Annotated in this window: 20 protein-coding genes; all 20 read left to right on the top strand. The window is 52.3% G+C overall.

Features of this window, described 5'->3' with window-relative positions; genetic code table 11:
• Positions 1 to 182 precede the first annotated feature (182 nt).
• Positions 183 to 1,184 (top strand): formylglycine-generating enzyme family protein, encoded by a 1,002-nt coding sequence (locus tag CBW46_RS15375; protein ID WP_089200881.1) that lies wholly within the window; start codon positions 183 to 185, stop codon positions 1,182 to 1,184.
• 133 nt (positions 1,185 to 1,317) lie between these two features.
• Positions 1,318 to 2,325 (top strand): LacI family DNA-binding transcriptional regulator, encoded by a 1,008-nt coding sequence (locus CBW46_RS15370; RefSeq protein WP_089200880.1) that lies wholly within the window; start codon positions 1,318 to 1,320, stop codon positions 2,323 to 2,325.
• A 272-nt stretch (positions 2,326 to 2,597) separates the two neighbouring features.
• Positions 2,598 to 3,962: a glycoside-pentoside-hexuronide (GPH):cation symporter gene (locus CBW46_RS15365; RefSeq protein WP_089200879.1), complete on the top strand. Its 1,365-nt coding sequence runs from the start codon at positions 2,598 to 2,600 to the stop codon at positions 3,960 to 3,962.
• 60 nt (positions 3,963 to 4,022) lie between these two features.
• Positions 4,023 to 4,571 carry a YidH family protein gene (locus CBW46_RS15360; protein WP_243633336.1) on the top strand — a complete coding sequence of 183 codons (549 nt, stop codon included), beginning with the start codon at positions 4,023 to 4,025 and terminating at the stop codon, positions 4,569 to 4,571.
• 30 nt (positions 4,572 to 4,601) lie between these two features.
• Complete coding sequence (locus CBW46_RS15355; RefSeq protein WP_089200878.1) at positions 4,602 to 5,957, top strand: sulfatase family protein; 1,356 nt, start codon at positions 4,602 to 4,604, stop codon at positions 5,955 to 5,957.
• A gap of 402 nt (positions 5,958 to 6,359) precedes the next feature.
• Positions 6,360 to 7,355 carry an ArsR/SmtB family transcription factor gene (locus tag CBW46_RS15350; protein ID WP_089200877.1) on the top strand — a complete coding sequence of 332 codons (996 nt, stop codon included), beginning with the start codon at positions 6,360 to 6,362 and terminating at the stop codon, positions 7,353 to 7,355.
• On the top strand, positions 7,349 to 8,632 hold the full coding sequence (locus CBW46_RS15345; protein ID WP_089200876.1) for a type 2 periplasmic-binding domain-containing protein: 1,284 nt from the start codon (positions 7,349 to 7,351) through the stop codon (positions 8,630 to 8,632). Before CBW46_RS15350 ends, CBW46_RS15345 begins: the two co-directional genes overlap by 7 nt.
• Before the next feature lie 86 nt (positions 8,633 to 8,718).
• Positions 8,719 to 9,612 (top strand): carbohydrate ABC transporter permease, encoded by an 894-nt coding sequence (locus tag CBW46_RS15340; RefSeq protein WP_089200875.1) that lies wholly within the window; start codon positions 8,719 to 8,721, stop codon positions 9,610 to 9,612.
• A gap of 13 nt (positions 9,613 to 9,625) precedes the next feature.
• Positions 9,626 to 10,459: a carbohydrate ABC transporter permease gene (locus CBW46_RS15335; protein WP_089200874.1), complete on the top strand. Its 834-nt coding sequence runs from the start codon at positions 9,626 to 9,628 to the stop codon at positions 10,457 to 10,459.
• A gap of 24 nt (positions 10,460 to 10,483) precedes the next feature.
• On the top strand, positions 10,484 to 12,316 hold the full coding sequence (locus CBW46_RS15330; protein ID WP_089200873.1) for a glycoside hydrolase family 2 protein: 1,833 nt from the start codon (positions 10,484 to 10,486) through the stop codon (positions 12,314 to 12,316).
• 6 nt (positions 12,317 to 12,322) lie between these two features.
• Positions 12,323 to 13,261, top strand: a complete 939-nt coding sequence (locus CBW46_RS15325; RefSeq protein ID WP_089200872.1) for a glycoside hydrolase family 43 protein — start codon at positions 12,323 to 12,325, stop codon at positions 13,259 to 13,261.
• A gap of 65 nt (positions 13,262 to 13,326) precedes the next feature.
• Entirely contained in the window at positions 13,327 to 14,319 is a 993-nt protein-coding gene (locus CBW46_RS15320) for an aldose 1-epimerase (protein ID WP_089200871.1), read from the top strand.
• 121 nt (positions 14,320 to 14,440) lie between these two features.
• Positions 14,441 to 14,629 carry a hypothetical protein gene (locus CBW46_RS15315; RefSeq protein WP_089200870.1) on the top strand — a complete coding sequence of 63 codons (189 nt, stop codon included), beginning with the start codon at positions 14,441 to 14,443 and terminating at the stop codon, positions 14,627 to 14,629.
• Positions 14,630 to 15,235: 606 nt separating this feature from the next.
• A complete protein-coding gene (locus CBW46_RS15310) occupies positions 15,236 to 15,487 on the top strand; it encodes a response regulator transcription factor (RefSeq protein ID WP_089200869.1) in 252 nt (83 codons plus the stop codon).
• The gene (locus CBW46_RS15305; RefSeq protein WP_089200868.1) at positions 15,462 to 17,609 is read left to right on the top strand and encodes a peptidase domain-containing ABC transporter; all 2,148 of its coding nucleotides are present in this window, start codon (positions 15,462 to 15,464) and stop codon (positions 17,607 to 17,609) included. Before CBW46_RS15310 ends, CBW46_RS15305 begins: the two co-directional genes overlap by 26 nt.
• Complete coding sequence (locus tag CBW46_RS15300) at positions 17,590 to 19,302, top strand: S8 family peptidase (RefSeq protein ID WP_089200867.1); 1,713 nt, start codon at positions 17,590 to 17,592, stop codon at positions 19,300 to 19,302. Before CBW46_RS15305 ends, CBW46_RS15300 begins: the two co-directional genes overlap by 20 nt.
• 304 nt (positions 19,303 to 19,606) lie before the next feature.
• The gene (locus CBW46_RS15295) at positions 19,607 to 19,795 is read left to right on the top strand and encodes a mersacidin family lantibiotic (RefSeq protein ID WP_089200866.1); all 189 of its coding nucleotides are present in this window, start codon (positions 19,607 to 19,609) and stop codon (positions 19,793 to 19,795) included.
• A 121-nt stretch (positions 19,796 to 19,916) separates the two neighbouring features.
• Positions 19,917 to 20,144, top strand: a complete 228-nt coding sequence (locus CBW46_RS15290) for a mersacidin family lantibiotic (protein ID WP_089200865.1) — start codon at positions 19,917 to 19,919, stop codon at positions 20,142 to 20,144.
• A gap of 78 nt (positions 20,145 to 20,222) precedes the next feature.
• Positions 20,223 to 20,411 carry a mersacidin family lantibiotic gene (locus tag CBW46_RS15285; RefSeq protein ID WP_089200864.1) on the top strand — a complete coding sequence of 63 codons (189 nt, stop codon included), beginning with the start codon at positions 20,223 to 20,225 and terminating at the stop codon, positions 20,409 to 20,411.
• Between the two features lie 114 nt (positions 20,412 to 20,525).
• Complete coding sequence (locus CBW46_RS15280) at positions 20,526 to 23,789, top strand: type 2 lanthipeptide synthetase LanM family protein (RefSeq protein WP_089200863.1); 3,264 nt, start codon at positions 20,526 to 20,528, stop codon at positions 23,787 to 23,789.
• Positions 23,790 to 23,974: the final 185 nt, after the last annotated feature.

Below are 23,974 nucleotides of genomic sequence, written 5' to 3'. Positions count from 1 at the left end.
AAAATGAGGACGCCCGAAACGGTTCACTTTAACCGGCATGGGCCATGCGACGCTGTGAGTGATGGAGGCAAGCCCCAACTCCGCATCCGCAAGTAACGCTCTATAAAGCTTGTGGAAATTGCGTTTTCTAGCTAAACTAGCAAGAGAATGCAACCGACAACGAGCAAAAGGAGAAACTTGCGATGGAGGGTAAAGAAGGTAAGGTCACCCGCTCATGCTGCGCGGCAGGCCGGGGGGAATTTGACGCAGTGGGTGAACGGCAGACAGCTCCTAATGCAGCAGGCGAACGGCAGACAGCTCCTCTGACAGTGCAGCCCGGCAAGCCCGATGTGGAAGGCATGATCCACCTCTCAGGCGGCGATTTTTTGATGGGAACCGATGATGGTGAAGGGTTTCCTGCCGACGGAGAAGGACCTGTGCGCACTGTGACGCTAAGTCCTTTTTACATCGATCCGTGTACTGTGTCGAACGGACAGTTTGCGGAATTTATAGAGTCGACGGGTTATGTGACAGAGGCTGAAAGGTTCGGTTGGTCCTTCGTATTTCATTTGTTGGCATCGGATAACGTACGCGCGCAAACCACACAAGCGGTAAGCGGCACTCCGTGGTGGTTAGCCGTACAAGGTGCGTACTGGCGGCAGCCGGAAGGACCTGACTCGAATATTGAACAGAGGATGGATCACCCGGTTATCCATGTCTCATGGAATGATGCTATGGCTTACTGCAGATGGGCTGGGAAAAGATTACCAACCGAGGCCGAATGGGAATATGCAGCCCGCGGCGGCCTGTTACAAAAGCGGTATCCGTGGGGAGACCTGCTCAAGCCGGACGGAGAGCACCGCTGTAACATTTGGCAGGGTAAGTTCCCTGTGAAAAATAACGCAAGCGATGGCTATATTTCGACTGCGCCGGTGAAATCTTTTCCACCGAATGGCTATGGCTTGTACAACGTGGCGGGCAATGTGTGGGAGTGGTGTTCCGATTGGTTCAGCCCGACTTATCCGGCGACCGCGCCCAGAGCGAATCCTACCGGGCCGGCAAAGGGAGAAAATAGAGTGATGCGGGGCGGCTCATATTTATGTCACAAATCTTATTGCAATCGTTATCGGGTTGCGGCGAGAAGCTCCAACACTCCTGACAGCTCGGCGGGAAATATGGGGTTCCGATGTGCAGCTGACGCTTAACCACCGCGGCTGCGCTTTTTTTATGAATGACGGAGTTGATAAAAAAAATCTATTGGACGAGCTTTCCGATGCCACGTATAATCCTGGGTGAAAAGGTTTTCATAAAAGCATTTGCAGATTAGGGATGTGTACGATGGAATCGAATATCAAAGATGTTGCCCGGCTTGCAAACGTATCCATAAGTACTGTGTCGCGAGTGATGAATATGCCCGAAAAGGTGGCGATAGAAACGAGAGTCAAGGTGCAGGAGGCGATGAAGGAGCTCAACTACACGCCAAACGCTTTGGCCAGGGGGTTAATCTACAAGCGGACAAAATCTCTCGGGGTGCTTATACCGGATATTTCGAACATGTTTTATTCGGAAATGCTGCATGGAATGGAACATGCGGCACAGCGGCACCACTATAATCTGATATTGTGCAACACGGATAACAATAAAGCGCGAATGCTTGAAAGCCTTAACATGCTAAAAGAGAAACAAATCGACGGTTTGGTATTTACCAGCGAGCCAGTTTATCCGGACTATTATGAAGTGTTCAAAAAGCTTCAGATACCGATCGTTTTGGCAGCCACGCACAGTCTGGAATTTGATATTCCATCGGTCAAAGTCAATGATGAACAGGCCAGTTTCGACGCAGCGGAATGTTTGATCAAGCACGGGCACCGCCGAATCGGAATGATTTGCGGATCCATCACGGATAATGTGACGGCGATGCCGCGCTTGCAGGGCTTTCTGCGCGCCCTGAGGGTACACGACCTGGAAACGGATGTCGACAGCCAAGTGCAATTCGGCGGCTACAAATTTGAAGACGGTTATGAGGCGATGGGGCAGTTGCTGCGCAAATTCCCTGATATTACCGCTGTGTTTGCGTCGAGTGATGAAAGGGCGTTAGGTGCGATTTCTTATTTGCATGAGCATGGAAAAAGCGTCCCTGAGGACATTTCGGTTATCGGGTTCGACAACTTGCGTTTGGCGCAAATGTCCATTCCCAAGTTGACTACAGTAGGACAGCCCCTGTACCAGATAGGTTATTTGGCTGTGGAGAAGCTGGACCATTTGATTCAAAATGAGCATGTCGGCGAACTAAGGACTTATGTGCGTCATGAGCTGGTCGAGCGTCAATCCGTGGCACGGCGCTAGTGCAGTGACCACGGGCAACGATACTCTTTTGCCAATGATGAAAAGGTTTTCATATAAGTGACCACAGTTTTCTTGGAATTTTGTATATTTTAGCGGCAACTAGCAGGTAAAAGCTTTCACGTCAGCCTGTCGGTACATGCACGCCGGTACACGCACGCTGGAGCGACATGCTTGCTGCGGCCGCTGATTCCAAGCGGATGCAAGCTGCTGCGGACATTTTTTATCAGGACAGGATAGCTATTCAGTTAAGCAAGATCACGGAGGGATAGCCGATGAAAAAGAGAGTGAATTTAAAGCAAGCTTTCAGTTATGGCGCGGGCAACTTCGGGCTGAATTTATTTTTCAGCTCTGTCTCTACGTACCTGTTGTATTTTTACACCGATAATCTGGGTATCACCGCGGCTGCTGCGGGCACGCTGATGTTTGCCGCTCAGCTGGTCAATTTGATTGTAAACCCGGCGATGGGTGTGCTGGTTGACCGCACAAAAAGCCGTTGGGGGAAGTTTCGTCCTTATTTCCTATTCGGCAGTTTACCGCTTGCCTTGATCGGAATTTTGGTCTTCACCGTCCCGGACTTGGACGCATCGGGAAAGCTCGCCTATGCTTATGTGACCTACATTCTGTTTAATATGATTTATTCCATTGTAAACGTCCCGTATAGCTCTGTGTTGGCCGACATGTCCCATGATTACCAAGCACGATCGCAGATTTCCTCCATCAAAGTATTTCTCGGGCAGTTCGGCGGACTGGTCGTCAGCAGTGCTACGCTGCCGCTGGTTCACATGTTCTCCACGGAAACAACCGGCTTTCGCTTGGTCTATATCGGTTATGGCGTGATTTTGATCATGACGCTGCTGATCACCTTCTACGGTACACAGGGTGTCGGACAGACACAGCTCGACACTGTCAAAACGCAAGCCAGCCGTGTGACCCTGCGCAAACAATTCAATACGGTTTTTCTTAACAAATACTTGTTTCTGCTGCTTGCCTTTATCTTCGTTTTCCAATTGTGCCTGATTACGAAAAACTCGGCCATGTTATATTTCTTCAAATACAATATGGGCGAAGCGAATATGTTCGCCGTATATTCTTTGGTCGGTTTCACCATTCAGCTCGCCGGGATTGTTGTAAACCCATTCCTGGTGAATAAAATCGGCAAAAGAAATGTGGGAATCTTCAGTCAACTGATTATTATATGCAGCCTGCTCGGCTTCTATCTGGCAGAATCCAATATAACGATGGTATTTTTGCTTGGTGGTCTAAGCTACATTGGCTTCGGTCTGGCGATTCCGCTCTTGTGGGCGATGGTCCCCGACACCATTGAATATGGGGAATGGAGAACCGGCGTGCGGGCAGAGGGAACTATATATTCGGCTTTCATCTTTGTGCAGCTGTTCGCTCAGGCAATGGCGGCGAAGGTGTCCGGAGGTATCCTGTCTGCGGTAGGTTACGTGCCAAATGCCGAGCAAACTGCCGGTGCGCTGCATGGCATTGAGGTGATTGTAAGCGTTATTCCAGTCATCGGTGCGATCCTGTGCGCTGTTATTTTAGCCATGTATACTTTGAATGAATCCACGTTTCAGCGGTATGTCAGCGAAATCAATGCCCGCAAAACCGGTGTTGCACCGCCACATTAAAACATTTGCTGCAGGTAAAGATACATTTGCAGTGATGTAATAATTGGAAAGGACGACGCAATGAACGACAACGCAATGAACAACCGACACGAAAAAGCCGTGGACAAACGTAACGACTCAGCAGTGGAAAATCGACGCCACAACGCAATGGATCACCGCGACGAGCACGATCGTGACCACAAAACAATGGTGAAACCAGACGAGCAAACCCGTAGCACCAATGGAGAGGATGACCCGCGGGGCAGTCGAGCGGACAATGAAAAGACAATAGATTCAAAGTACATTCAGCAGCATCTCGCTAATGAACGCACATTTCTAGCGTGGGTACGTACCAGCGTTACCGTGGTCGGTCTGGGCTTTCTCGCAGCGGGGATTGTGTTTCGCGCCCAGCAATACCAGCAGCTCGCAGAGCGGCTGGCGGCCTTCGTGGGCATCAGTTCCGTTATTCTCGGCAGCGGCATTCTCCTGCTTGCGATTCAGAATTACTTTGCCAAACGAACAGGCATCAATGAGCAGACTTTTAAATCTCCACGGTATATCATTATAGTTACGTTTGCGTGTCTGGCTATCATCGACGTTTCCTTAATTGTGCTCATCTTACTTTTATAACTCAAATTATTAGATTTGGAGTGATACCTTATGATAAAGCCCAATATTATTATGATGATTTCGCATGACACGGGAAGATACCTCGGAAGCTACGGCCGACACGTCGCCACCCCGGGGATTGACGGACTGGCCCAGGACGGTGTGAGGTTTGATCAATATTTTTGCTCAGCGCCACAGTGCAGTCCGAGCCGCGGAAGTATTTTAACGGGCTTGTATGCGCATAACCATGGGATGATCGGGTTGTCCCATCTTGGATTTTCAATCGATGAGGACAAGACGACGCTGCCAAAAGAGCTCAGCAAGGCAGGCTATGAAACCGTGCTGATCGGATTAAGCCACGAAACGATCGGTGAGCCCGGAGGCCGGTCCTTTACATCATCCCATGCTCTGGGCTATGAGCGGGTGGAACATGTCTGCGATCCGGGTAATCCTGACGGCAATTTGGCTCCTCTGGTTGCGGATAAAACGATTGCGTTTATGCGGGAAAAAGCGGCAGCCGGCGGGGACCGTCCTTTCTTCGCTTCCGTCGGGTTTTTTGAGACCCACCGGGATTTCGATGCCTACGAGCCGGAGGCCGACCCCGATGAATCCATCGTAGTGCCGGATTACCTGCCGGATACGCCTAACGTGCGCCGTGATTTTGCACAATTTCAAGGCTCCGTCAAGGTCTTGGACCGAGCCATAGAGCGCATTTACTCTGAGCTCAAGGCAACGGGATTGGACAAAAACACGCTGATTATTTATACCACCGATCATGGCATCGCATTCCCAAGGGCAAAAGGCACACTGCTCGACGCCGGCCTCGAGACAGCCCTGATTATGGCCTGGCCGACTGTGATACGTGGAGCGCGCAGCACGTCGGAGCTCCTCTGCAATGTGGATTTGATGCCTACGCTGCTTGATATCGCAGGGGCGGATATTCCTCCCGATTTGGACGGCAGAAGCTTCCTTCCATTGTTAAAGGAGGAACCGTACGAGCCGCGGGATGCGTTCTTCTGCGAATTGACCTGGCATGACCGCTATCATCCGATGAGAGGAATGCGTACGGAGCGCTACAAATATGTGCGCAACTTTGAGGACGGACCTGCGGTTTACCTGCCTTTGGATATTCACCGCAGCTTAGCAGGACGATCGGTGAGGGAGGACTACTATGTCCCCAATGTGCCGGAAGAGCTGTATGATTTGGTGAACGATCCGCTGGAGCAGCACAATCTGGCGTATGACGAGAACTATGCAGCACAGCTGCAGGAGCTGAGACAAAGGGTGGAACGTTGGATGCGTGAAACCAACGACCCGCTGCTGCAGGGACCTGTCTCCGGCGCGGAAGCACCGGACTGGCAGCAAGAGGTGGAGAAAGGCACTACGTACCAAGGCCGTTCGCATTAGAGGAAACTTGTCTGCGCACTATGGGCTCTTGTCCTGTTAGGGATGAGAGCCTGTATTGTTTCACCCGGATGATGCCTTCACTGCCGACTTGGCTGAGTATCGCACAGGCCACGTACTGTATTGAGAGATGCCGTTGCGAAAACAAACAAACAACTTCTGTTGATGCAAATTGAATTTATCAGCAGAAAAATCTAAATATTGCAGAAAATGTTGTTATAAATTATAATAAAAACGGTTACAAAACAATAAAAACTGTCTGATATAGGTAAATTGGCGGTAATCCACAATGAAACTTGTTGCAATGGCACCCGCAGCGCCTTTGCTGATTGTCCGGTGGCATACAGTCTGTGCAGTGACAGAAGCGAGCCTCAACCACAGCCCGTGAAAGGAGGGCCGAACCAATTGAAGATCGAACGAGATTATGCGAACAAAGAGAAGCTCAACCGCGTCCTCACAACCAATATCGATGATTTTTTGAACATTGCGAAAGCCCTTTCAACAGATTTAAGAACCGAGATATTCAAGACGCTGCTCCATCAGTCGATGAATGTCATGGAGATCGCCGAAAGATTCAGCATCCCTGCGTCGACTGCAGCCATCAATGTCCGCAAGCTGGAGGAAGCCGGATTAATTCAGACGGAAATGGTTCCGGGAACGCGAGGCACACAAAAGGTATGCACCGCGGTGTACAGCCGGATCGTGGTCGATTTCTCTCATTTGCGGCCTGGGTCGCCGGAAACTACCGCAGTTGTATCCATCCCTATCGGACACTTCGTAGATTCGCACGTTTCCGGTCCCTGCGGACTGCTGAGCGAGCACTCCATCATCGGGGAAATGGATGAGCCGCGCTCCTTTTTCGAACCTGAGCGAATTAGCGCGCAGCTGATCTGGTTCCGCCGCGGGTATTTAGAATATCGGTTCCCGAACCGTGTGCCACGCGGCGCCGTGATAGAGAATTTGGAATTGTCCATGGAGCTTTGCTCGGAGGCACCTCTCTTCAACCTGGACTGGCCGTCAGACATTACCTTGTGGATTAACGGGAAGGAGTTGGGCAGCTGGACAAGCCCCGGTGATTTTGGCGGGGAACGAGGGATATTGACGCCGGCGTGGTGGGGCAGCGAGAACACACAGTATGGCCTCCTCAAAACATGGCGCGTGAACTCGGACGGATCCTTTATCGACGGGCGCGGAATATCTAATGTCACAATCCCACAGCTGGAGTTGGACGATAAGCCGTATCTGACCGTTCGAATTGGCATAAAGCCTGACGCACACAACGACGGCGGTATCAATTTGTTCGGAAGCAGGTTTGGCAATTATGAAACCGATTTAAAAATGAAGCTGGATTTTGTAAACCGAAACGAAAAAAAGAACGCGGGAGATGATAAAACATGGTAAGAAAAAAATGGTTAGCCATGGCGTTAGCCGGCGGTTTGGCCCTAACCGGCTGTTCCAACGGAGGCACCGCCAACGAGGGAACCGCTCAGAGTGCGGACGGCACAATTACGATTAATTTCATCAATGGGTTTACCGGCGGCGATGGCGCTTACATGAAGAAAATCACCGACGGCTTCAACAGCTCCCAACAGAAGTACGTGATAAAGGAAATTCAGGAAAAAGAGCACTACACTAAATTCAAATCCGGAAATTTCGATGTGGTCGTGATCCACGGCAACAATCTGCATACATATAAGCAGGACGGCATGATTCAAGAAATTTCGCCGATTATGGACAAGGCAGGGCTCAAAGAAGCTGATTTCGACCCGGCTGGCGTGAACCTCGCCAAACTCGACAGCAAGATGTATGCGGTTCCACTCGATATTCATCCCTTGACGATGTTTTATGATAAAGCATTGGCTCCACAGCCTCCGGCAACTTATGACGATTTGATTCAGCTCCAGGCGAGCCTGCAGGCGAAGGATAAAAATTTGTATGCTCTCGGCGTTCCGTCCAGCGGATTAGTGGAGTTCTACATGATGACAATAGCCGCGCAAAACGGGATTGAATTGCAGCAGGATAACTATTTGAACTTCAGCCAGCCTGAGTTTGCCGACGCCCTGCTTACGTTCAATAAAATGATCCACGCGGATCGCTTGTCGCCGGCTGGGCTTGGTGTGGACGGAGAGTTTCAAGCTTTTATGAAAGAAGCGAAAGACTCGAATGCATCGGTCAAAACGGCGGTGGCGGTGACAGGCCCATGGTATTATAGCGCGGCAAAGCAAAAATATGGCGATCAACTGGGCATCGCGGCAGTTCCGATGCTGGGTAAAAAGCCGGCCACCTATGGGAACTCGCATACGATCGCGGTGTCCGCTAAGGCACAGGATCAGCAGGTGCTTGACGGTATAGCCGAGTTCTTGCGCTATATGTACACGCCTCAGAACCTGATCCACTGGGCGGAAGCCGGACAAGCCCCGGTGCATAAGCCAACTATGGACTTTATCGTTCAGAACAAGGACAAATACCCGCTCTCTTATGTGAATCAGCAGCAATTTGCTTCATTCATCAAAGCCCCTTTTGTTTACCAATTCGGAGAGCAAATACGTTATTTGAACGAAACAGTATTCAGCAAAATGGTGTCTACGCCCAACATGACCAAAGATCAGCTGATGAAAGAACTCGAAACGGCTACGAAACGCGCGCAGCAAATAGCGGCGACAGAACCTGGCAAGTAACATCGTGCAAGCGCTCTGTGAAACGGAGATGAACAAGTCATCCCCACAGAGCCCGTTTTTTACTCTAAGTTGTTGGAGTGATCCGTGTGAAAAGCAAAACACAATCCATCAAATGGGCTTATTTGTTTGTTTCTCCCTTCGTCATTTGCTTCGTCCTGTTTTGGCTGCTTCCCCTCGTATACGGCCTCATAGTGAGTTTATACGAGTGGAATATCGCCAGCGGAAAGCACACGTTTGTCGGTCTGGATAACTATAAAAGTCTGCTCACTCCCGGAGACATTTACAATGAATTGTTTGTAAATACGCTGAAAAACACGTTGTTGTTCGTGGTGCTCAGTGTGCCTCCGTTAGTGCTGATCAGCTTGGGCCTGGCGCTTATGATCGATAAGCTCCCCACACGACTCAAGTCGATTTACCGGACGGTTTTCTTTCTCTCCTACTCCGTTTCGGTGACGGCCGTATCGGCGGTCTTCCGTTGGCTGTTTAACGAAAACGGCGGGTTTATCAATAGCGCGGCGGTGTCTTTGGGGCTGGGCGAGCCGGTGCAGTGGCTGAATTCTCAGCCTTTCGCATGGATTACGATATTGATCGCAACAGTGTGGTGGACTATTGGATTCAACATGATGCTGTTCATCAACGCTATCGATGAAGTGGATGGGACGGTCTATGAAGCCGCTGACTTGGACGGAGCGGGCGGATTCACCAAGTTCTTTGCCATCACGCTGCCGGAGATACGCAATGTGGGCATTTTTATCGTGATGACAACCATTATTGCATCGTTCAACCTGTTCGGACAGACGAAGCTGATCACGGCCGGGGGGCCGTCGGAGTCCACGAACACGCTCATTATGGGCATCCAGCGTGCCGTCTTCGACATGAACCAGCTTGGCATGGGTTCCGCTATGGCTATATTAATGGGCCTCATTATGATGGTGGTAACCGGCGCGCAGTATTTTTTGTCTTACAAGAATCATAAGTAAAGGAGAGGAAGATATGCGCAAACATCGGAGCTTGGCTTCCATCCTGAATATCGTGGCCGCCACCGTGTTGGGGCTGGTGTTTTTGGTACCGATCCTTTGGATGATTTTCACTTCGTTCAAGACGCTCGGTGAAGCTATGGCGAGCTCTTCATTGATCCCGTACACCTGGACCTTGGAGAATTATGTACAGCTGTTTTCTGACACCGGGGATGCACCGATCGATCGATGGATTATCAATACGGCTTTAGTGACTGTTGCAGGTACCTTGTTTGTCGTATTTGTTGACGTGCTCGCCGCGTATTCGTTAGCCCGGTTGGATTTTCCCGGCAAGAAGCTGGTGTTGATTATGATTGTCGGAGCGTTGACGATCCCAGGCATCGTTACTCTTTTCCCTTCATTCTATATTTTCAAAATGCTTAATCTCACCGACACATATGTTCCGCTTATTTTTCCTTACTCTGCAGGGACGCTGGGGGTATTTCTGATCTACAACTTCTTGCTGTCGTTCCCGAAGGAGCTTGAGGAAGCGGCACACCTGGATGGCGCAAATCAATGGCGCATATTGGTTTCGGTCATATTCCCGACCGTGCGACCCGCCATTCTGACGCTGACCGTCATTACCTTTTTGAACATTTACAATGACTACTTGTGGCCGCTGCTTGTTGTCAATTCTCCGGAAATGAAAACTGTGACAACAGGCTTGGCGAGCCTGATCCAAGGGGCGAACTTTGTTAATCCGGCTAAAATGATGGCTTCTACCTTGATCGCCACGCTGCCCGCACTGATCATATTTCTGTTTACCAACCGCTTTTTTGTCAAAGGGGTCACCGGCTCCGGTATCAAATAATTAATAAGATGGGAGATTTGTCCAATGACATTACGCACCGAATATCCTAGACCGCAGCTTGTTAGAGAGGATTGGCAGCATCTTAACGGAACCTGGCAGTTTGATTTCGATGACGATGACAAGGGGGCTTTTGACAAATGGTTTGCCCCGACGAGGAGCCTTTCAAGCACGATTGAAGTGCCGTTTGCCTATCAGACGCCGCTCAGCGGCATCAACGATCCGTCGTTTCATGACATCGTATGGTATAAGCGCAAGTTTTCTGTAGACCGGCACTGGCAGGGCAAACGGGTGCTGCTGCACTTCGGAGCAGTAGATTACCGGGCTTTTGTTTATGTGAACGGGAAGTATGTGGGGATGCATGAGGGAGGGCACACCCCGTTTCAATTCGATATCACAGAGGAGCTGAACTGGAGTGAAGAGGAAGTAACGGTGCGTGTGGAAGATCCCTCCACCGACGAAACCATTCCGCGCGGTAAACAGTACTGGATCGAGCAGCCCGCTGCCATCTGGTACACACGTACGACAGGGATTTGGCAGACGGTATGGTTGGAAGCTGTGGATGAGACTCGTGTAGACAAAGTGCGATGGCAGCCGGATCTTGACCGCGGCGAAGTCATTTTATCCTTTGAAACAAAGGGTTCATATGCGAATTGTGTGCTTGAGGTGGACATTTCATTTAAAGGTGTGAAAGTGGTCACAGACACGATTGCGGTGCAGGAGCGGTTCACCAAAAGGGCTTACGATTTGTTGAATCGAAACATTTTTAGAACGCCGTTCCATCACGACGGATGGACGTGGACGCCGGAGAACCCAAATTTGTTTGACGTCACATTGACTTTGAAACAGGACGATCAGACGCTTGACCAGCTGCAGTCGTACTTCGGATTACGTAAAATCCACACTGAGCACGGCATGGTATACCTGAACAATAAACCGTATTACCAGAAGCTTGTCCTCGATCAGGGTTATTGGCCGGAGGGGCTTCTCACCGCGCCAAGCGACGAGGCTCTGCGCAAGGATGTGGAGCTGGCGAAAGCGATGGGCTTCAACGGCTGCCGTAAGCACCAGAAGGTGGAAGATCCCCGCTTCCTGTATTGGGCCGATCGTCTCGGCTTTCTCGTCTGGGGAGAGTGTCCGGCTAGCCCGTCATACTCCACGGATGCCGTGGGCCGTCTGACCCGCGAATGGATGGAAATCATGGAGCGTGATTTCAACCATCCCAGCCTAGTCGCTTGGGTGCCGCTGAATGAGAGCTGGGGAGTTCCGCTCGTGAGCCACGACCGCCAGCAGCAGCACCACAGCCTGGCTATGTATCATCTGATCAAATCACTCGACCCTACGCGGCCGGTCATTTCCAACGACGGCTGGGAGCTGACGCAATCGGATATTTGCGCGGTGCATAATTATAATCATGGCGAACCTGAGGAAACGGACAAATACGCCTATTTCAAACAATCTCTGTCGACAAAGGAGCACATTCTCAGATCCCGGCCGGCCCGCAGGGGAGTCTACGCAAACGGATTCTCACACCGGGGTGAACCGATTTTGTTGACCGAGTTCGGCGGGATAGCTTACCGTGCCGGTGCGGATTCGGATTCAGACAAGGGATGGGGCTACACATCGGTAACTACCGGCGAGGACTTCTTGCGCGAATATCGGCGCGTGATTGAGGCGGTGTATGCGTCGCAAGCGATTCACGGTTTTTGCTACACCCAGCTCACCGATGTCGAGCAGGAAATAAACGGCTTATTGACGTATGACAGGCAGCCTAAATGCGATATCGAACAGATTAGAAAAATCAACTCTCTCTGGCATCTAACCACCATCACCGATCCTTCGTTCAGCGGACAGGAGTGACAGCCGATGAAGCCAGGGTTTCGCACCATAAAAACGGTAAAAACAAGCGACATCCATATGCGCGACCCTTTTGTGTTCACCTATGAGAAAGAGCAAAAATACTATCTGTTCGGCACCACGTTCGCAGACGGATGCGGGGATAAGGATCCGCTCTTCGAGGTGTACGTGAGCACCGACTTAGCCGAGTGGACCGGACCCTACGCGGCATTCGAACCGCCGAAAGGCTTTTGGGGTGTGCGGCATTACTGGGCGCCTGAAGTATTTGAAGTAGACGGGCGATTTTATATGTTCGCCTCTTTCAAAGGCGGCATTGGCGAAAACCGCGGTACAGGGATTCTTGTGGCCGATCACCCGGCAGGCCCTTACCGCGTTCACAGCGAAGGTCCGGTCACTTTGCCCGGCAGCGAATGTCTGGACGGAACGTACTATGAGGACAAAGAAGGGCAACGGTGGATTGTATACTGCCACGAGTGGACCGAGTTGTATGATGGCCGAATCGAGGGGCTGCGCTTGACTCATGATCTGAAATCATCCTTCGGTGAACCGGTGACGATCTTGAATGCCGCGCACATGCCGTGGATCCGTGTGTTCGGCGATCCGCGGATAGAGAAACAAGGGTATCTTACAGACGCCCCATTTTTATACAACGCTCGCAATGGGCACTTAGTGCTTCTCTGGTCAAGCTACTCGAAACCTGGATGCAGCGGCGATCAGGGTCTCGGCGGTTACACGGTGGCCACCGCGCGTTGCGTCGTCGGCAGGATGGAGGGGCCATGGACCCATGACGACGACTTGCTTATGGACCGCAATGCAGGGCATTCGAGCTTGTTTCGGGATTTCGGCGGACGTTTAATGATTTGCACGCATTATCCGGATACACCTCACGGCCAGGAACGGCCGTTGTTTTTGCCGGTCCGGGAAACCGACACCGGTTTGACATTGTAGTATCGCTGATGCGGCACACCACAACGGCTTGCTGTTGTAGTAACAAATGAGAGGAGTTGGTATTATTGGCGGCGGTCCATGAAAAATCGTTTCACGGGGAGAAGGCTGTCTGGTTAACGGCCGGGCGTTATGAGGCTGTGGTACTTCCTCACATTGGAGCGAACTTGGTTGCTTTTCGGGATAATTCGGCCGGGTACCGGTTCTTGCACGAGCCGGCGCCTGAAGAGATGGAGGCTTTTCGCAAGAACCCAATGATTCACGGCATTCCTGTGTTATTTCCGCCCAACAGATATGAAGACGGGCGCTTCGAATGGAACGGGAGACAGTACATATTCCCGGTGAATGAGGAGAGCACCGGAAACCATTTGCACGGTTTTTTGTATAACATTCCGTGGATGGTGGAGGAGCAGGGGGTGAATAGGAGCGAGAGTTTCGTTGTGCTTCGCCTGGATGTCACGGAAGAGCATCCCGTCTATAGATTTTTCCCTCATTTATTTACCTTCAAGCTGCGCTACATGCTTAGTGAAGACGGGCTCCAGCAGCAGGTGATGATACGCAACAATGGCGAAGAACCGATGCCTTGTCTATTGGCCTTTCATACAGCCGTGAACGCCCCGTTTGCATCCGGCAGTGCGGCGGCCGATTACAGCTTCCGAATGACGATCGGTGAACGCTGGGAGTTGAACGAGAGGATGCTGCCGACCGGTCAGCACGTGCCGTTAACAGCAGATGAAGAGCGGATGCGCGTGGCAGGCATCTCACCATTCTTCGAACCGATGGACAATCACTATACAGCACAGCCAGACAACGGCCGCAACCGCATGGAACTCACAGACGCCCGCGAGGGGGTCACGCTAGTGTACGACGTGGGGACTTCCTATAAGCAGTGGATGATTTGGAACAACGGCGCGACGGAAGGCTTCTTTTGTCCTGAGCCGCAAGTGAATTTGGTGAATGCTCCCAACGTACAGCTCCCGTCTGAGAAAAAAGGATTGTTTTCTCTCGAACGTGGAGAGATTTGGGAGGAAACGAGCCGGTTGTATTGTATCAAGAGGTAGATCGGGCTGAGTGTAATTAAACCGTTGACGAATCTTTTTTGTCGTCACGGTTTTTTTGTGGTTAGACTCCGCTAAAAAAGGTTAATAATGGTTGAATTCTAAATTAGGAGGTGGCTGGGCAATGGTTAACGACCAAAAGAAGACGCCAGTAAGCAATGGCACAGCGGGTGCAACCGCGAATCTGAAGTCGTTTGTCGAAAGCATGGCGGACGCAGAGCACCCGACCCGTAAAGATGAAAAAGCAACCGGAACGAACAAGCACATGGATCAGCAGAACAGGATGATCGATCAGCATAACTTACGGAAATGAGGAACACGGCGATAAATCGTAAATCGGTCAACACGGGCGGTGCTATCCTCAGCAGCAGTGTTAGCGTCCGCCTTGCTATGCAGCGCCTGAAAAAACGCCATTAATTCAATACTCCTACAGACAATAGCCGATGGAAGAAGGCATCCCCCGCCTTCAATTACTGGTGCTGTGCCAGTCGGCACTTGGTCGGCATTCTGCAGCACATCACCCCCAGGTCTTTTACATAATGCGTTACATTATTATCGCAGCACTCTGCATGAACTTCGCCACGGAATCTCTCAACCTCACTGTCAATTGCCCATCAATCATATTCCGTTTATGTGTCCCCCGTCACCCTGTCCTTTTCTCAGTTCCTAGATAAGCTGCGAATTACAGAAAACATAATATTTTCCTTACTTTAACACTCAGAAAATATTTTACCAGTATTCTATTCGTATCCTGAATTGGGAGGGTTGCTATGAAGCAAGCGGCAACTCATTCTGAGCTGCCATCATTCAAGGGTTGATAATCGTCGCTATCGAAGCAGCATTGTTTCTATGGAAGCAGCTTGCTTGGAGGAGTTCAATTATGTTAACAAACTGACAATTCGGGAGAAGAGTGATATCTATGAGTCCTGCATTGAGTGAGAAGGAAAAGGAAGTGGCGATCCTCATTGCGAAAGGCTACAAAGATGTCGAAATCGCCAAAAAACTGTTTGTCAGCCGGCGCAGGGTCGGGGAAATCGTATCCGCGGTCAAATTAAAGTGCCGGATCTCCTCACGCGTCAAAATCGGTATTCTTGCATATCACATGGGTTGGTTGAACATTGAAGAAGTGATAGGGGCCGTGGAGCATGAAGAAAAAAGTACCGTATATTGAGCAAATGGAGCACAGCGAGTGTGGTCTTGCCTGCTTGGGGATGGTGCTCGGATATCACGGCCGCCGTATTGGGCTGCCTGAGCTGCGGGACATGTTCGGCACGTCTCCAAAAGGGTCATCTCTGATGGATTTGATCAAGATGGGCGAGAAATTTCAGTTGGATGGAAAGGCTTACAAGGCGGAGGTAAGCCACTTTGGCGAATTGCCGCTTCCGGCGGTGCTGTTCTGGGACCATAAGCACTACGTCGTACTGGAGCATATCGGCAGGCGGCATTTCACCATAGTGGACCCTAGTCATGGCAGGCGCAAGCTGCGTTACGATGAGTTTATCGCGCATTATTCCGGTATAGTACTGACTCTCACGCCGGGCAGCAGCTTTATACCGGCGCGCCGCGAGCGAAAAGTTAATTTTCTGCTGTCTCACGTCTTGAAACAAAAGAAGCTGCTTTCCGGTATTCTGCTAGCTGGGTTTTTCCTCCAGGGCGTAGGTCTGGTCGTGCCGCAGCTGACCCGATGGGTCGTCGACCGTGTGCTTTTGCCGGGCAACCAGGGCTACATTGCGATCATCGGAATGAGCGTGCTCGGGCTGTATTTGTTTCACCAAGCTTTTTCTTTGTTGAGAGGTTATTTGATTGCTAGGTTACAAACCGTGCTTGATATGTCGCTGATGTCGGCGTTTATTGCAAAGCTGTTTTCACTGCCGTACATGTTCTTCGAGAGCCGTACCAGCGGAGACCTAATTTTCCGGGCAAATTCGAATGTGATGATTCGTCAGATTCTTTCGTCGCGGGTGATCTCACTAGTTATCGATTTTCTGCTCATTATCGGTTATGCGGCAATGATGTTGTATATGGACAGGCGCATGGCTCTAGTGGTGGTGGGTTTGAGCGTTGTCGTGCTGGTAGTGCTGCTCATAAGCAGCCGGCTGGTCAAAAGGCTATCCGACCGCAGCGTGGCCAGCCAGTCGAAGACGCAGAGTTATCTAACCGAAAACATTACGGGTATTACCGATATCAAGGTGCTGGGACTCGAAAATAAAGTATTCCGTCAGTGGAAGGAATTGTTTCAGGGTCAGCTGCACGCAGCGGAGAAGCAGAGTTTGCTTTCCGCAGCACTAGACAGCTTTAGCTCGGGCATGTATTTCATTATACCTCTGCTGCTGCTCTGGCTGGGCTCGGGAATGGTGGTTAGCGGCGAACTCACGGTGGGGCAATTGATGGGCTTCTCGGCTTTAGCGTCGCAGTTCATGATGCCGATCATCTCCCTGAGCTTAACGTATACCCAGTTTCTCGCACTCGGCGCTTATGTGCATCGGCTGCAGGACGTGATGGACAGCAAGTCGGAGCAATTGGACGGCTTCCGCCCCCACGATATGGAATGTGAACTGGAGCTGAGGGACGTGTCGTTCAAGTATGATTTTTTTGGTGACCCGGTGCTCTCCGGTATCAACCTGACGATCGCACCCGGCGAGACCGTCGCCATCGTTGGCGAGTCAGGGTCAGGCAAGAGTACGCTAGCGCGGCTGCTGCTCGGCCTGTTCACGCCGTCCGGCGGGAGCATCCTGTTCGGCGGCATTCCGATGGACCGTGTCGACCTCGCCTATTGGCGAAGCCATGTCGGTGCTGTGCTGCAGGAAACAAGAATGTTCCACGGCTCCGTGATGGAAAACATCCAGCTGCTCGATGATAACGTTTCGATGCAGGAGGTGGTGCACGCCGCGGCGCTCGCGGATATCCATGACGAGATCATGCAGCAGCCGATGGGTTACTTCACGATGGTGTCCGAGGCGGGCAGTAATTTCTCCGGCGGCCAAAGACAACGCCTGCTGCTCGCGCGTGCGCTGGTGAGCCGCCCCAGGATTCTCATCCTGGACGAAGCGACCTCCGCCCTGGATAATCTGTCGGAAGCGCGCATCCAAGCTAATTTGAAAGCGCTGCACTGCACTCAGATCATTATCGCGCACAGGTTAAGCACGGTTGTACAAGCCGACCGGATCGTCGTGCTGAACAAAGGAACCATCCATGAGTATGGCAGCCACCACGAGTTAATGTCCAAACGGGGGCTGTATTACCGTCTATACACAGCGGAAAAGGAGAATCGGAATGAAGAAGTGGCTATCTAGTGTTGTTATTGCAGCTCTACCCACGGTGGCGGTGCTCCAAGCCCCGGTGCAGCCGGCTAATGCAGCGGCGGGGGTGACGTGGTCCGACCCATCGGAGCACACGGGGTTGGCGAAGGAGACCCGGTTCCCGCGGGGCGCCCATACGGCGGCGTGGAAGCAACCCCCGTCCAGCCCGTCTACCCATACCGCGGCGGCGAAGGAGTCCTGGTTCGATCCGCCTGCGAATTCAGCACTGCTGAAGCCGTCCTCGCTTGGCTCCGATGCGAATGCACGGGCAGAGGGCGAGCAGATCGTGGTGTTTTCCGACGCTCGTATACCAGATGAAGTACTTGAATTGCTCCAGAAGGACTATCCAGACATTGCGGTTACGGTGGTGCCCGAGATTGGCACGATTAAGCTGGAAGGAACCGAACAAACCGGACAAGCCATTGAACGGATCAAGCAAGCTTATCCTTATAAAGTGGACAGCACAGGACCGGAGCAGCGCATCACGGTGCCCGGACCGCCTCCTGCAGATAAGCTGGCTCCCGGCGCCCGGGCATTGCCGACGGCACCGGAAACGATGCGCTCTCTCGCAGCGCCCCGCGATGGCGAAATCGATGTCACCGGTGCTGTGTATTATCAGTGGTTCGGTTGGGATATTCAGAAGGTGACGGAAGGCGGCAAAAGCTTCGCTAAAGAAGCCGGCAGCCACCGGGTGAAGATCGGCGTTATCGACAGCGGCGTCGATTTCAATCATCCGGACTTGAAGGCGAATATCGTGGCCAAAGGTAAGTCGTTCGTTCCCGGAGTTACAAGCACGGAAGACCGATTGGGACACGGTACTATGACCGCGGGCGCGATTGCCGCCAACGGTGCAATGCTCGGTGTGGGTCCGAAGCTAGGCCTGGTACCGTACAAAGTGATGGATAACGCAGAAGACGGAGCGGAATCGATATGGGTCATCCAGGCTATCATTCAAGCTGCCAGGGATGAATGTGACGTCATCAATGTGAGCTTGGGCACGTACAAGTCAATGCGTAAGCCGCTCGACAGGGTGATCGTTGAAGCGTATAAACGCGCCGTACAGTACGCGCACATCAAGGGTTCCATAGTGGTCGCGAGCGCCGGCAACGATGGGATTGATCTCAGCGATCCTGAAAAAGTGGCGGAACAGCGCGGCAACCCGGGCGACAGGCAGGTACACTTGCCGGGTGTGGGGGTTAGGGACGCTATCTCTGTTTCGGCCACGAACAAGTCGGATCAGCTGTCATTTTTCTCAAATTACGGTGAAGGGATCACCGTCGCCGCGCCCGGAGGCGACTACGGGGCGGACTGGTTAACCGAAGGCCTCCTGGATCCGCGGGAGCTCGTCTTCTCCACGTTTCCTACGAATCTCGAACAACCGGTATTAAGTGAGGTGCTTGGGCTGCCGCATGGTTATACGCTGAGCGCCGGTACGAGTCTCGCGGTGCCGAAGGTGTCCGGCGCGGTAGGGGTTATGATTGCCTATCAGAAGGAGCGGGGCTGGCCGCTCTCCGTTAACAAGGTGAAACAACTGCTGCGGCAAAGCTCGGCCGATCTCGGAAAGGCAGGAACAGACCCGCAGTTCGGGTATGGGTTGATTAATCTGCATCAGGCCTTAGAGACGATGGACCGCGAGAGAAGATATTGGGGCATGCCCGGCCGGTTCTTCAACGAAGAACGTGACTGAATGACACACACGCATCAGCGCCGCAGCTGCAGGCAGCGTACCAATGACCGCATAATGACAACGGGACCGGTGGCAAAAATGCAATCCCCAAAACGATGACGGCCGACTCGGCAGTGTCACGGCCCAGCGTCTGCCGTACCTTGTAAGGCACAAGGGAGCGCTGAGCTGCAGCGGGACCAGGCCATATGTCTAAGTCAGGATTGTGGCGTGCGGCAAATCGGCACTTTTGCGAAGTGCACAGCAAAAAAAACCTATTGTAAAATGAATTCGCGGCCGTTGAATATCGCAGAAAGGAGGAATTGGGATGGATCGCATGCAAGCGCTGGAAGCGTTAAAGCATAATCACCCGTCTGGTGCCAAAATGGTAGAAGTGTCCGATGCCGAGCTGATGCGTACGCGTGGAGGCGGGGATGTATCGCCTGAATGGACTCCCGGTATTTTTATGGCAACGTTTGTGTTCGGTTCCAGATTCGTCTACACGATCAGAAACTGATTCAAGCGTGGAACCCAAGTGCCTAGCCACAAGATTTGCAACTTTGTGAAGTACCCGCACGACTCAACACAAGGTATGCTGAAACAGCAAGTCCAATTCATATTATTGGGAGGAATGTAAAATGACGCGTTTGGAAGCTCTTGAATCTCTGAAGGCAAACCATCCGGCAGGCGAAAAACTGGTTGAATTGTCACTGGACGAACTGAACCGTACGTATGGCGGTGGCGATGTGGACGCTGAATGGAGTCCAGCGATTTACGCTACGGTCTATGCGCTAAGAAGCTCCAAGTGGTGCGCGGCCGGTGCCGGAGCGGGAGCAGGCGCGGTGTTTTCCTGGATTACTTGCTAACGGCCGTATCCCGAATGCTCAATTCATGCTGTGCTATTGCCGTGTTAGCTGATGACGGAATTTCAAGGAGGGATTAAGATGACTCGTGCTCAAGCTTTGGAGCGGTTGAAGGACAATGATCCGTCCGGTGCCAAGCTGGTGGAAGTGTCTCTGGACGAGTTGACACGCACGCGCGGAGGCGGAGATGTCAAGCCGGAATGGACACCTACCATCTTTGTAAGTGCATTTAGCTTCGGCTACATGATTTCTCTGACACTCAAACGCTAATTGCCTGTACGGCAATAGCGGAACGCCATAGTGCAGGTGAACCGCTCATTTGCACTATGGCTGTTTTTATTGTTATTGGACAATAACCGGGACGCCGTAGGAGGGTGATATGTGATGCAAACCTGTAACGATGCCGTTCTTGCACCGATGTCCGATGGTATGTACAAAGCGTTAAGCATACAAGAACGTGCGGAATTGATGCACGACCTGGACCTGCTTGAGTATCCGGAGGAACGGTTGAGAGAACTGGCTGAGCAATGGAAACAGAAAGCTCTGCTTAACGACAGGACGTACACTTTATGGCTCGACGCCCATGAGCTCAGCGAAGAACAATTCGCCAAGGTGATCGCGCTGGCCGAAACGGACGACTGGTGGCAAAAATGCCGGTTCGCACACGACGTGAAGCCCGAATGGATGACCTGGATCGATGAAGCTTTCGCTTTGAACCGCGCCGAAGCGTTAAAACCGGATGGGCCGGTGCATTTCAGCGTCGCGTTTCGTCCGTTCATCCTGTGGGCGAAAGGGAAGCTGCAAAGCTTCTATGATGCTAATCCAGCGCTGTCACGTCTAACCGAATGGGACAGCCTGCTGCCCTCCATTGTTGAGAACCTGGCTCAAGCGTTCGTCCAAATGGGGGCGAGAACTATCGTGCTGGAGCTGCATATCTCCAAGCAGCTGCAGGAACTAGTGGGAGAATCATCGGAGGAACGGTACCAGTCCTTCGTCCAGACCAAATTGATGAATCCGGATGCATTGGAGTTTATTTACAAGGAATATCCCATGTTGACGCGGCTGCTCATGCTGAGAACACACTATTTCTATATGGCGGTGACAGAAGCGCTTGGCCGATACTTGCACGATGCGCGGCGCATTCAAGCGGAGCTTCTCCACGGTGAGATGCGGCTCATCTCTCTCTCCGCTGGACTCGGGGACGCGCATCAGCAGGGCCGGACTGTCATGCGGCTCCATTTTACAGGGGAACATGTCATCGTGTATAAGCCTAAAGCCCTCTCTATCGCAAAGCATTATTTTGAACTGTTGGACTGGTTTAATCGTAAAGGTTTCGCGCCGGCGCTAAGAGGCCACCATGTGATTGATCGGGACGGGTACGCATGGGAGACATTCGTAACTTACCAAGAATGCAAATCCGAGGCGGAAGTTGAGCGGTATTACAAAAGGCTTGGAGGCTTGTTGGCCGTACTGCACAGCGTGTGCGGGCTTGACTTCCACTATGAAAATATTGTAGCAAGCGGCGAGCATCCCACTATAGTCGATCTGGAAACTGTTTTCCACCAAAAGACCGATCTGTTGATCGAGGAGACGGCGGATGTTGAAGCCAATTACAAAACGGTGAATTCCGTTCTGGGCATGGGGCTGCTTCCCACGCTCGTGACGACGACCGCTGATAAGATGGGTTATGACATCGGCGGGATGAGTGCGGTGGAGCAGGAGCTGCCGGTTCCGGTGCTGCGCATCGAGAATGACGGCACGGATGAAATGCGCTTCGTGCGCAAAACGGACCGCAGCGTGATGGACGCCAAAAATATTCCAAAGGTGCACGGCAGGCTGGCAGGCGTAACCGGGTACATCGAGTTTTTGCTGGCGGGGTTCAGGGAAGCTTCCGAGATCATTATCGAACATCGTTCGGAGCTCACAGATGTGAACGGTCCAATTGCCAAATTCCGGCATGATGGCATCCGCAAGCTCGTGCGCGTAACGCAATATTACGCTGACTTTTTAACAGAATCACAGCATCCGGACTATTTGAGAGAGGCGCTGGAGCGGGAACAATTGCTGGACAGGCTCTGGTTCACCATATTGGATGCCCGGCAAATTCCGTATGAGAAACGCGATTTGTTCGAGGGTGATTTTCCGTTTTTTACAACTTATCCCGGCTCCAAGGATTTGTTTGCCAGTAAAGGAGAACGAATCACGGACTATTTCAAGCAAACCGGTCTTGAAGCGGTCATGGAGAGGATTCGCAATTATACCGTCGAGTATATGAACGAGCAGGCCGAGTGGATCGAAGCTGCTGTTGCGAGTAACGCGCGCGAGGAGATGACCGTTTCGAACGTGGCTGGCAGCGCACGTGAGGAAGAGCACGCGGCCGCTGTTACCACAACCACGCATAAAGAGGTTCACCTCGCTGAGCATCACGCCGAACGCCGCGGCGAATCCCAGTATGACACCGGGCTCATGGTGGAAGAGGCCAGGCAGATCGGTTTCAAGTTAATGGAGAAAGCGGTCTACGGCAAAAGAGACGATGTCACGTGGATCGGGCTTTCCGCCAACTACCACGGGCAGTGGCAGGTTACGGCGCTGGATCGGGGATTGTATAACGGTGTCAGCGGCATCGCGCTGTTTTATGCTTACTTATATGAAGTAACGAGGGAAACGGATTTTCGAGAGATGGCGATAAAGGCCGCACAGATGCTTTGTATGACCAGGGTGCTGCCGACGGATTTTGCCAGTGCGTTCCACGGCAACGGCTCGGTGGTCCATACCCTGTGCCATCTCACGGCGTTGTTCGGTGAACGCGAACAGTGGAACGGTTGCATCGAGCGCCACATAGACAATATCACTTCCACGGTCACACAGGACAGCTATTATGACATCATGGGAGGCAGCGCGGGCGTCATCCAGGTTATGCTGAACGCTCATGAACAACTGGGCTCGCAAAAGGCACTGCATGCTGCTGAGGTGTACGGCGATCACCTTCTGGAATGTGCCGTCAACACTGGCAGCGGTTGGGCATGGAAACCGCCAGGACCGCACAAGCCGCTCGGTGGATTCGGCCACGGCGCTGCCGGCATTGCTGCCGCGCTATTCCGTCTACGCCACGCTACAGGACGTGAAGATTATTATGCGGCTGCAGCAGGAGCGTTAGCCTACGATAGGTCACTGTATGTGCAGGCCGAAGGCCGATGGGCGGATTTGCGCCCGGGGATGCAGGGCTGCACAGCACACCGGGATGCGTGGTGCCATGGCGCCGCAGGAATTGGCCTCAGCCGTGTTCTCATATCGCGTTATGTGCGGGACAGCGGCTTGGCCGAGGAAGTGGAAACCGCCGTTTTAGCAACGCTGCGCAGTGGCATGGGCCGCAGCCATTCGCTGTGTCACGGCGATCTTGGCAACGCCGAGCTCTTCCTGCTGGCGGGTGAAGCGTGCAATCGTGCGGATTGGACCGCGCTCGCGCGCACCACTGCGATGGCCGTCCTAGACGAAAAGCGGCGGTCAGGCAAATATCACACGGGGGTAGCCAGGCGAATCGAGCTCCCCGGAATGATGCTTGGCTTGTCCGGCATCGGCTATCAATTGCTTCGCTCCGCCAAGCCAGAGCTTGTGCCCTCGGTGCTTACGCTGGAGTCTGCCCGATAGGCCCACCCCGGCCTGGGTACAAAAAGTCTCCCAGAGCTGCCGGTGTCCCTCAGCACCAGGCACACCATACGCGACAACGGCCGCAAGGGAATTTCCCCGCCTGCTATAATCTTCACTTTGCCACTGCGTGCTTTCTCGTCAACCTCACGGTTGCCCCTCCCGGGCGACCGTTTTCCTTTGCGTGT

The sequence above is a fragment of the Paenibacillus xerothermodurans genome, from assembly GCF_002220865.2.
Classification (GTDB): Bacteria; Bacillota; Bacilli; order Paenibacillales; family NBRC-103111; genus Paenibacillus_S; species Paenibacillus_S xerothermodurans.
The sequence above is the reverse complement of the archived record's forward strand: the minus strand, read 5'-3'. Positions and strand labels throughout refer to the sequence as shown.

Bases quoted from the DNA above. Each gene is read 5' to 3' on its own strand.
- CBW46_RS15375 (WP_089200881.1), top strand. From the start codon at position 183: ATGGAGGGTAAAGAAGGTAAGGTCACCCGCTCATGCTGCGCGGCAGGC.
- CBW46_RS15370 (WP_089200880.1), top strand. From the start codon at position 1,318: ATGGAATCGAATATCAAAGATGTTGCCCGGCTTGCAAACGTATCCATA.
- CBW46_RS15365 (WP_089200879.1), top strand. From the start codon at position 2,598: ATGAAAAAGAGAGTGAATTTAAAGCAAGCTTTCAGTTATGGCGCGGGC.
- CBW46_RS15360 (WP_243633336.1), top strand. From the start codon at position 4,023: ATGAACGACAACGCAATGAACAACCGACACGAAAAAGCCGTGGACAAA.
- CBW46_RS15355 (WP_089200878.1), top strand. From the start codon at position 4,602: ATGATAAAGCCCAATATTATTATGATGATTTCGCATGACACGGGAAGA.
- CBW46_RS15345 (WP_089200876.1), top strand. From the start codon at position 7,349: ATGGTAAGAAAAAAATGGTTAGCCATGGCGTTAGCCGGCGGTTTGGCC.
- CBW46_RS15335 (WP_089200874.1), top strand. From the start codon at position 9,626: ATGCGCAAACATCGGAGCTTGGCTTCCATCCTGAATATCGTGGCCGCC.
- CBW46_RS15330 (WP_089200873.1), top strand. From the start codon at position 10,484: ATGACATTACGCACCGAATATCCTAGACCGCAGCTTGTTAGAGAGGAT.
- CBW46_RS15325 (WP_089200872.1), top strand. From the start codon at position 12,323: ATGAAGCCAGGGTTTCGCACCATAAAAACGGTAAAAACAAGCGACATC.
- CBW46_RS15315 (WP_089200870.1), top strand. From the start codon at position 14,441: ATGGTTAACGACCAAAAGAAGACGCCAGTAAGCAATGGCACAGCGGGT.
- CBW46_RS15310 (WP_089200869.1), top strand. From the start codon at position 15,236: ATGAGTCCTGCATTGAGTGAGAAGGAAAAGGAAGTGGCGATCCTCATT.
- CBW46_RS15305 (WP_089200868.1), top strand. From the start codon at position 15,462: ATGAAGAAAAAAGTACCGTATATTGAGCAAATGGAGCACAGCGAGTGT.
- CBW46_RS15300 (WP_089200867.1), top strand. From the start codon at position 17,590: ATGAAGAAGTGGCTATCTAGTGTTGTTATTGCAGCTCTACCCACGGTG.
- CBW46_RS15295 (WP_089200866.1), top strand. From the start codon at position 19,607: ATGGATCGCATGCAAGCGCTGGAAGCGTTAAAGCATAATCACCCGTCT.
- CBW46_RS15290 (WP_089200865.1), top strand. From the start codon at position 19,917: ATGACGCGTTTGGAAGCTCTTGAATCTCTGAAGGCAAACCATCCGGCA.
- CBW46_RS15285 (WP_089200864.1), top strand. From the start codon at position 20,223: ATGACTCGTGCTCAAGCTTTGGAGCGGTTGAAGGACAATGATCCGTCC.
- CBW46_RS15280 (WP_089200863.1), top strand. From the start codon at position 20,526: ATGCAAACCTGTAACGATGCCGTTCTTGCACCGATGTCCGATGGTATG.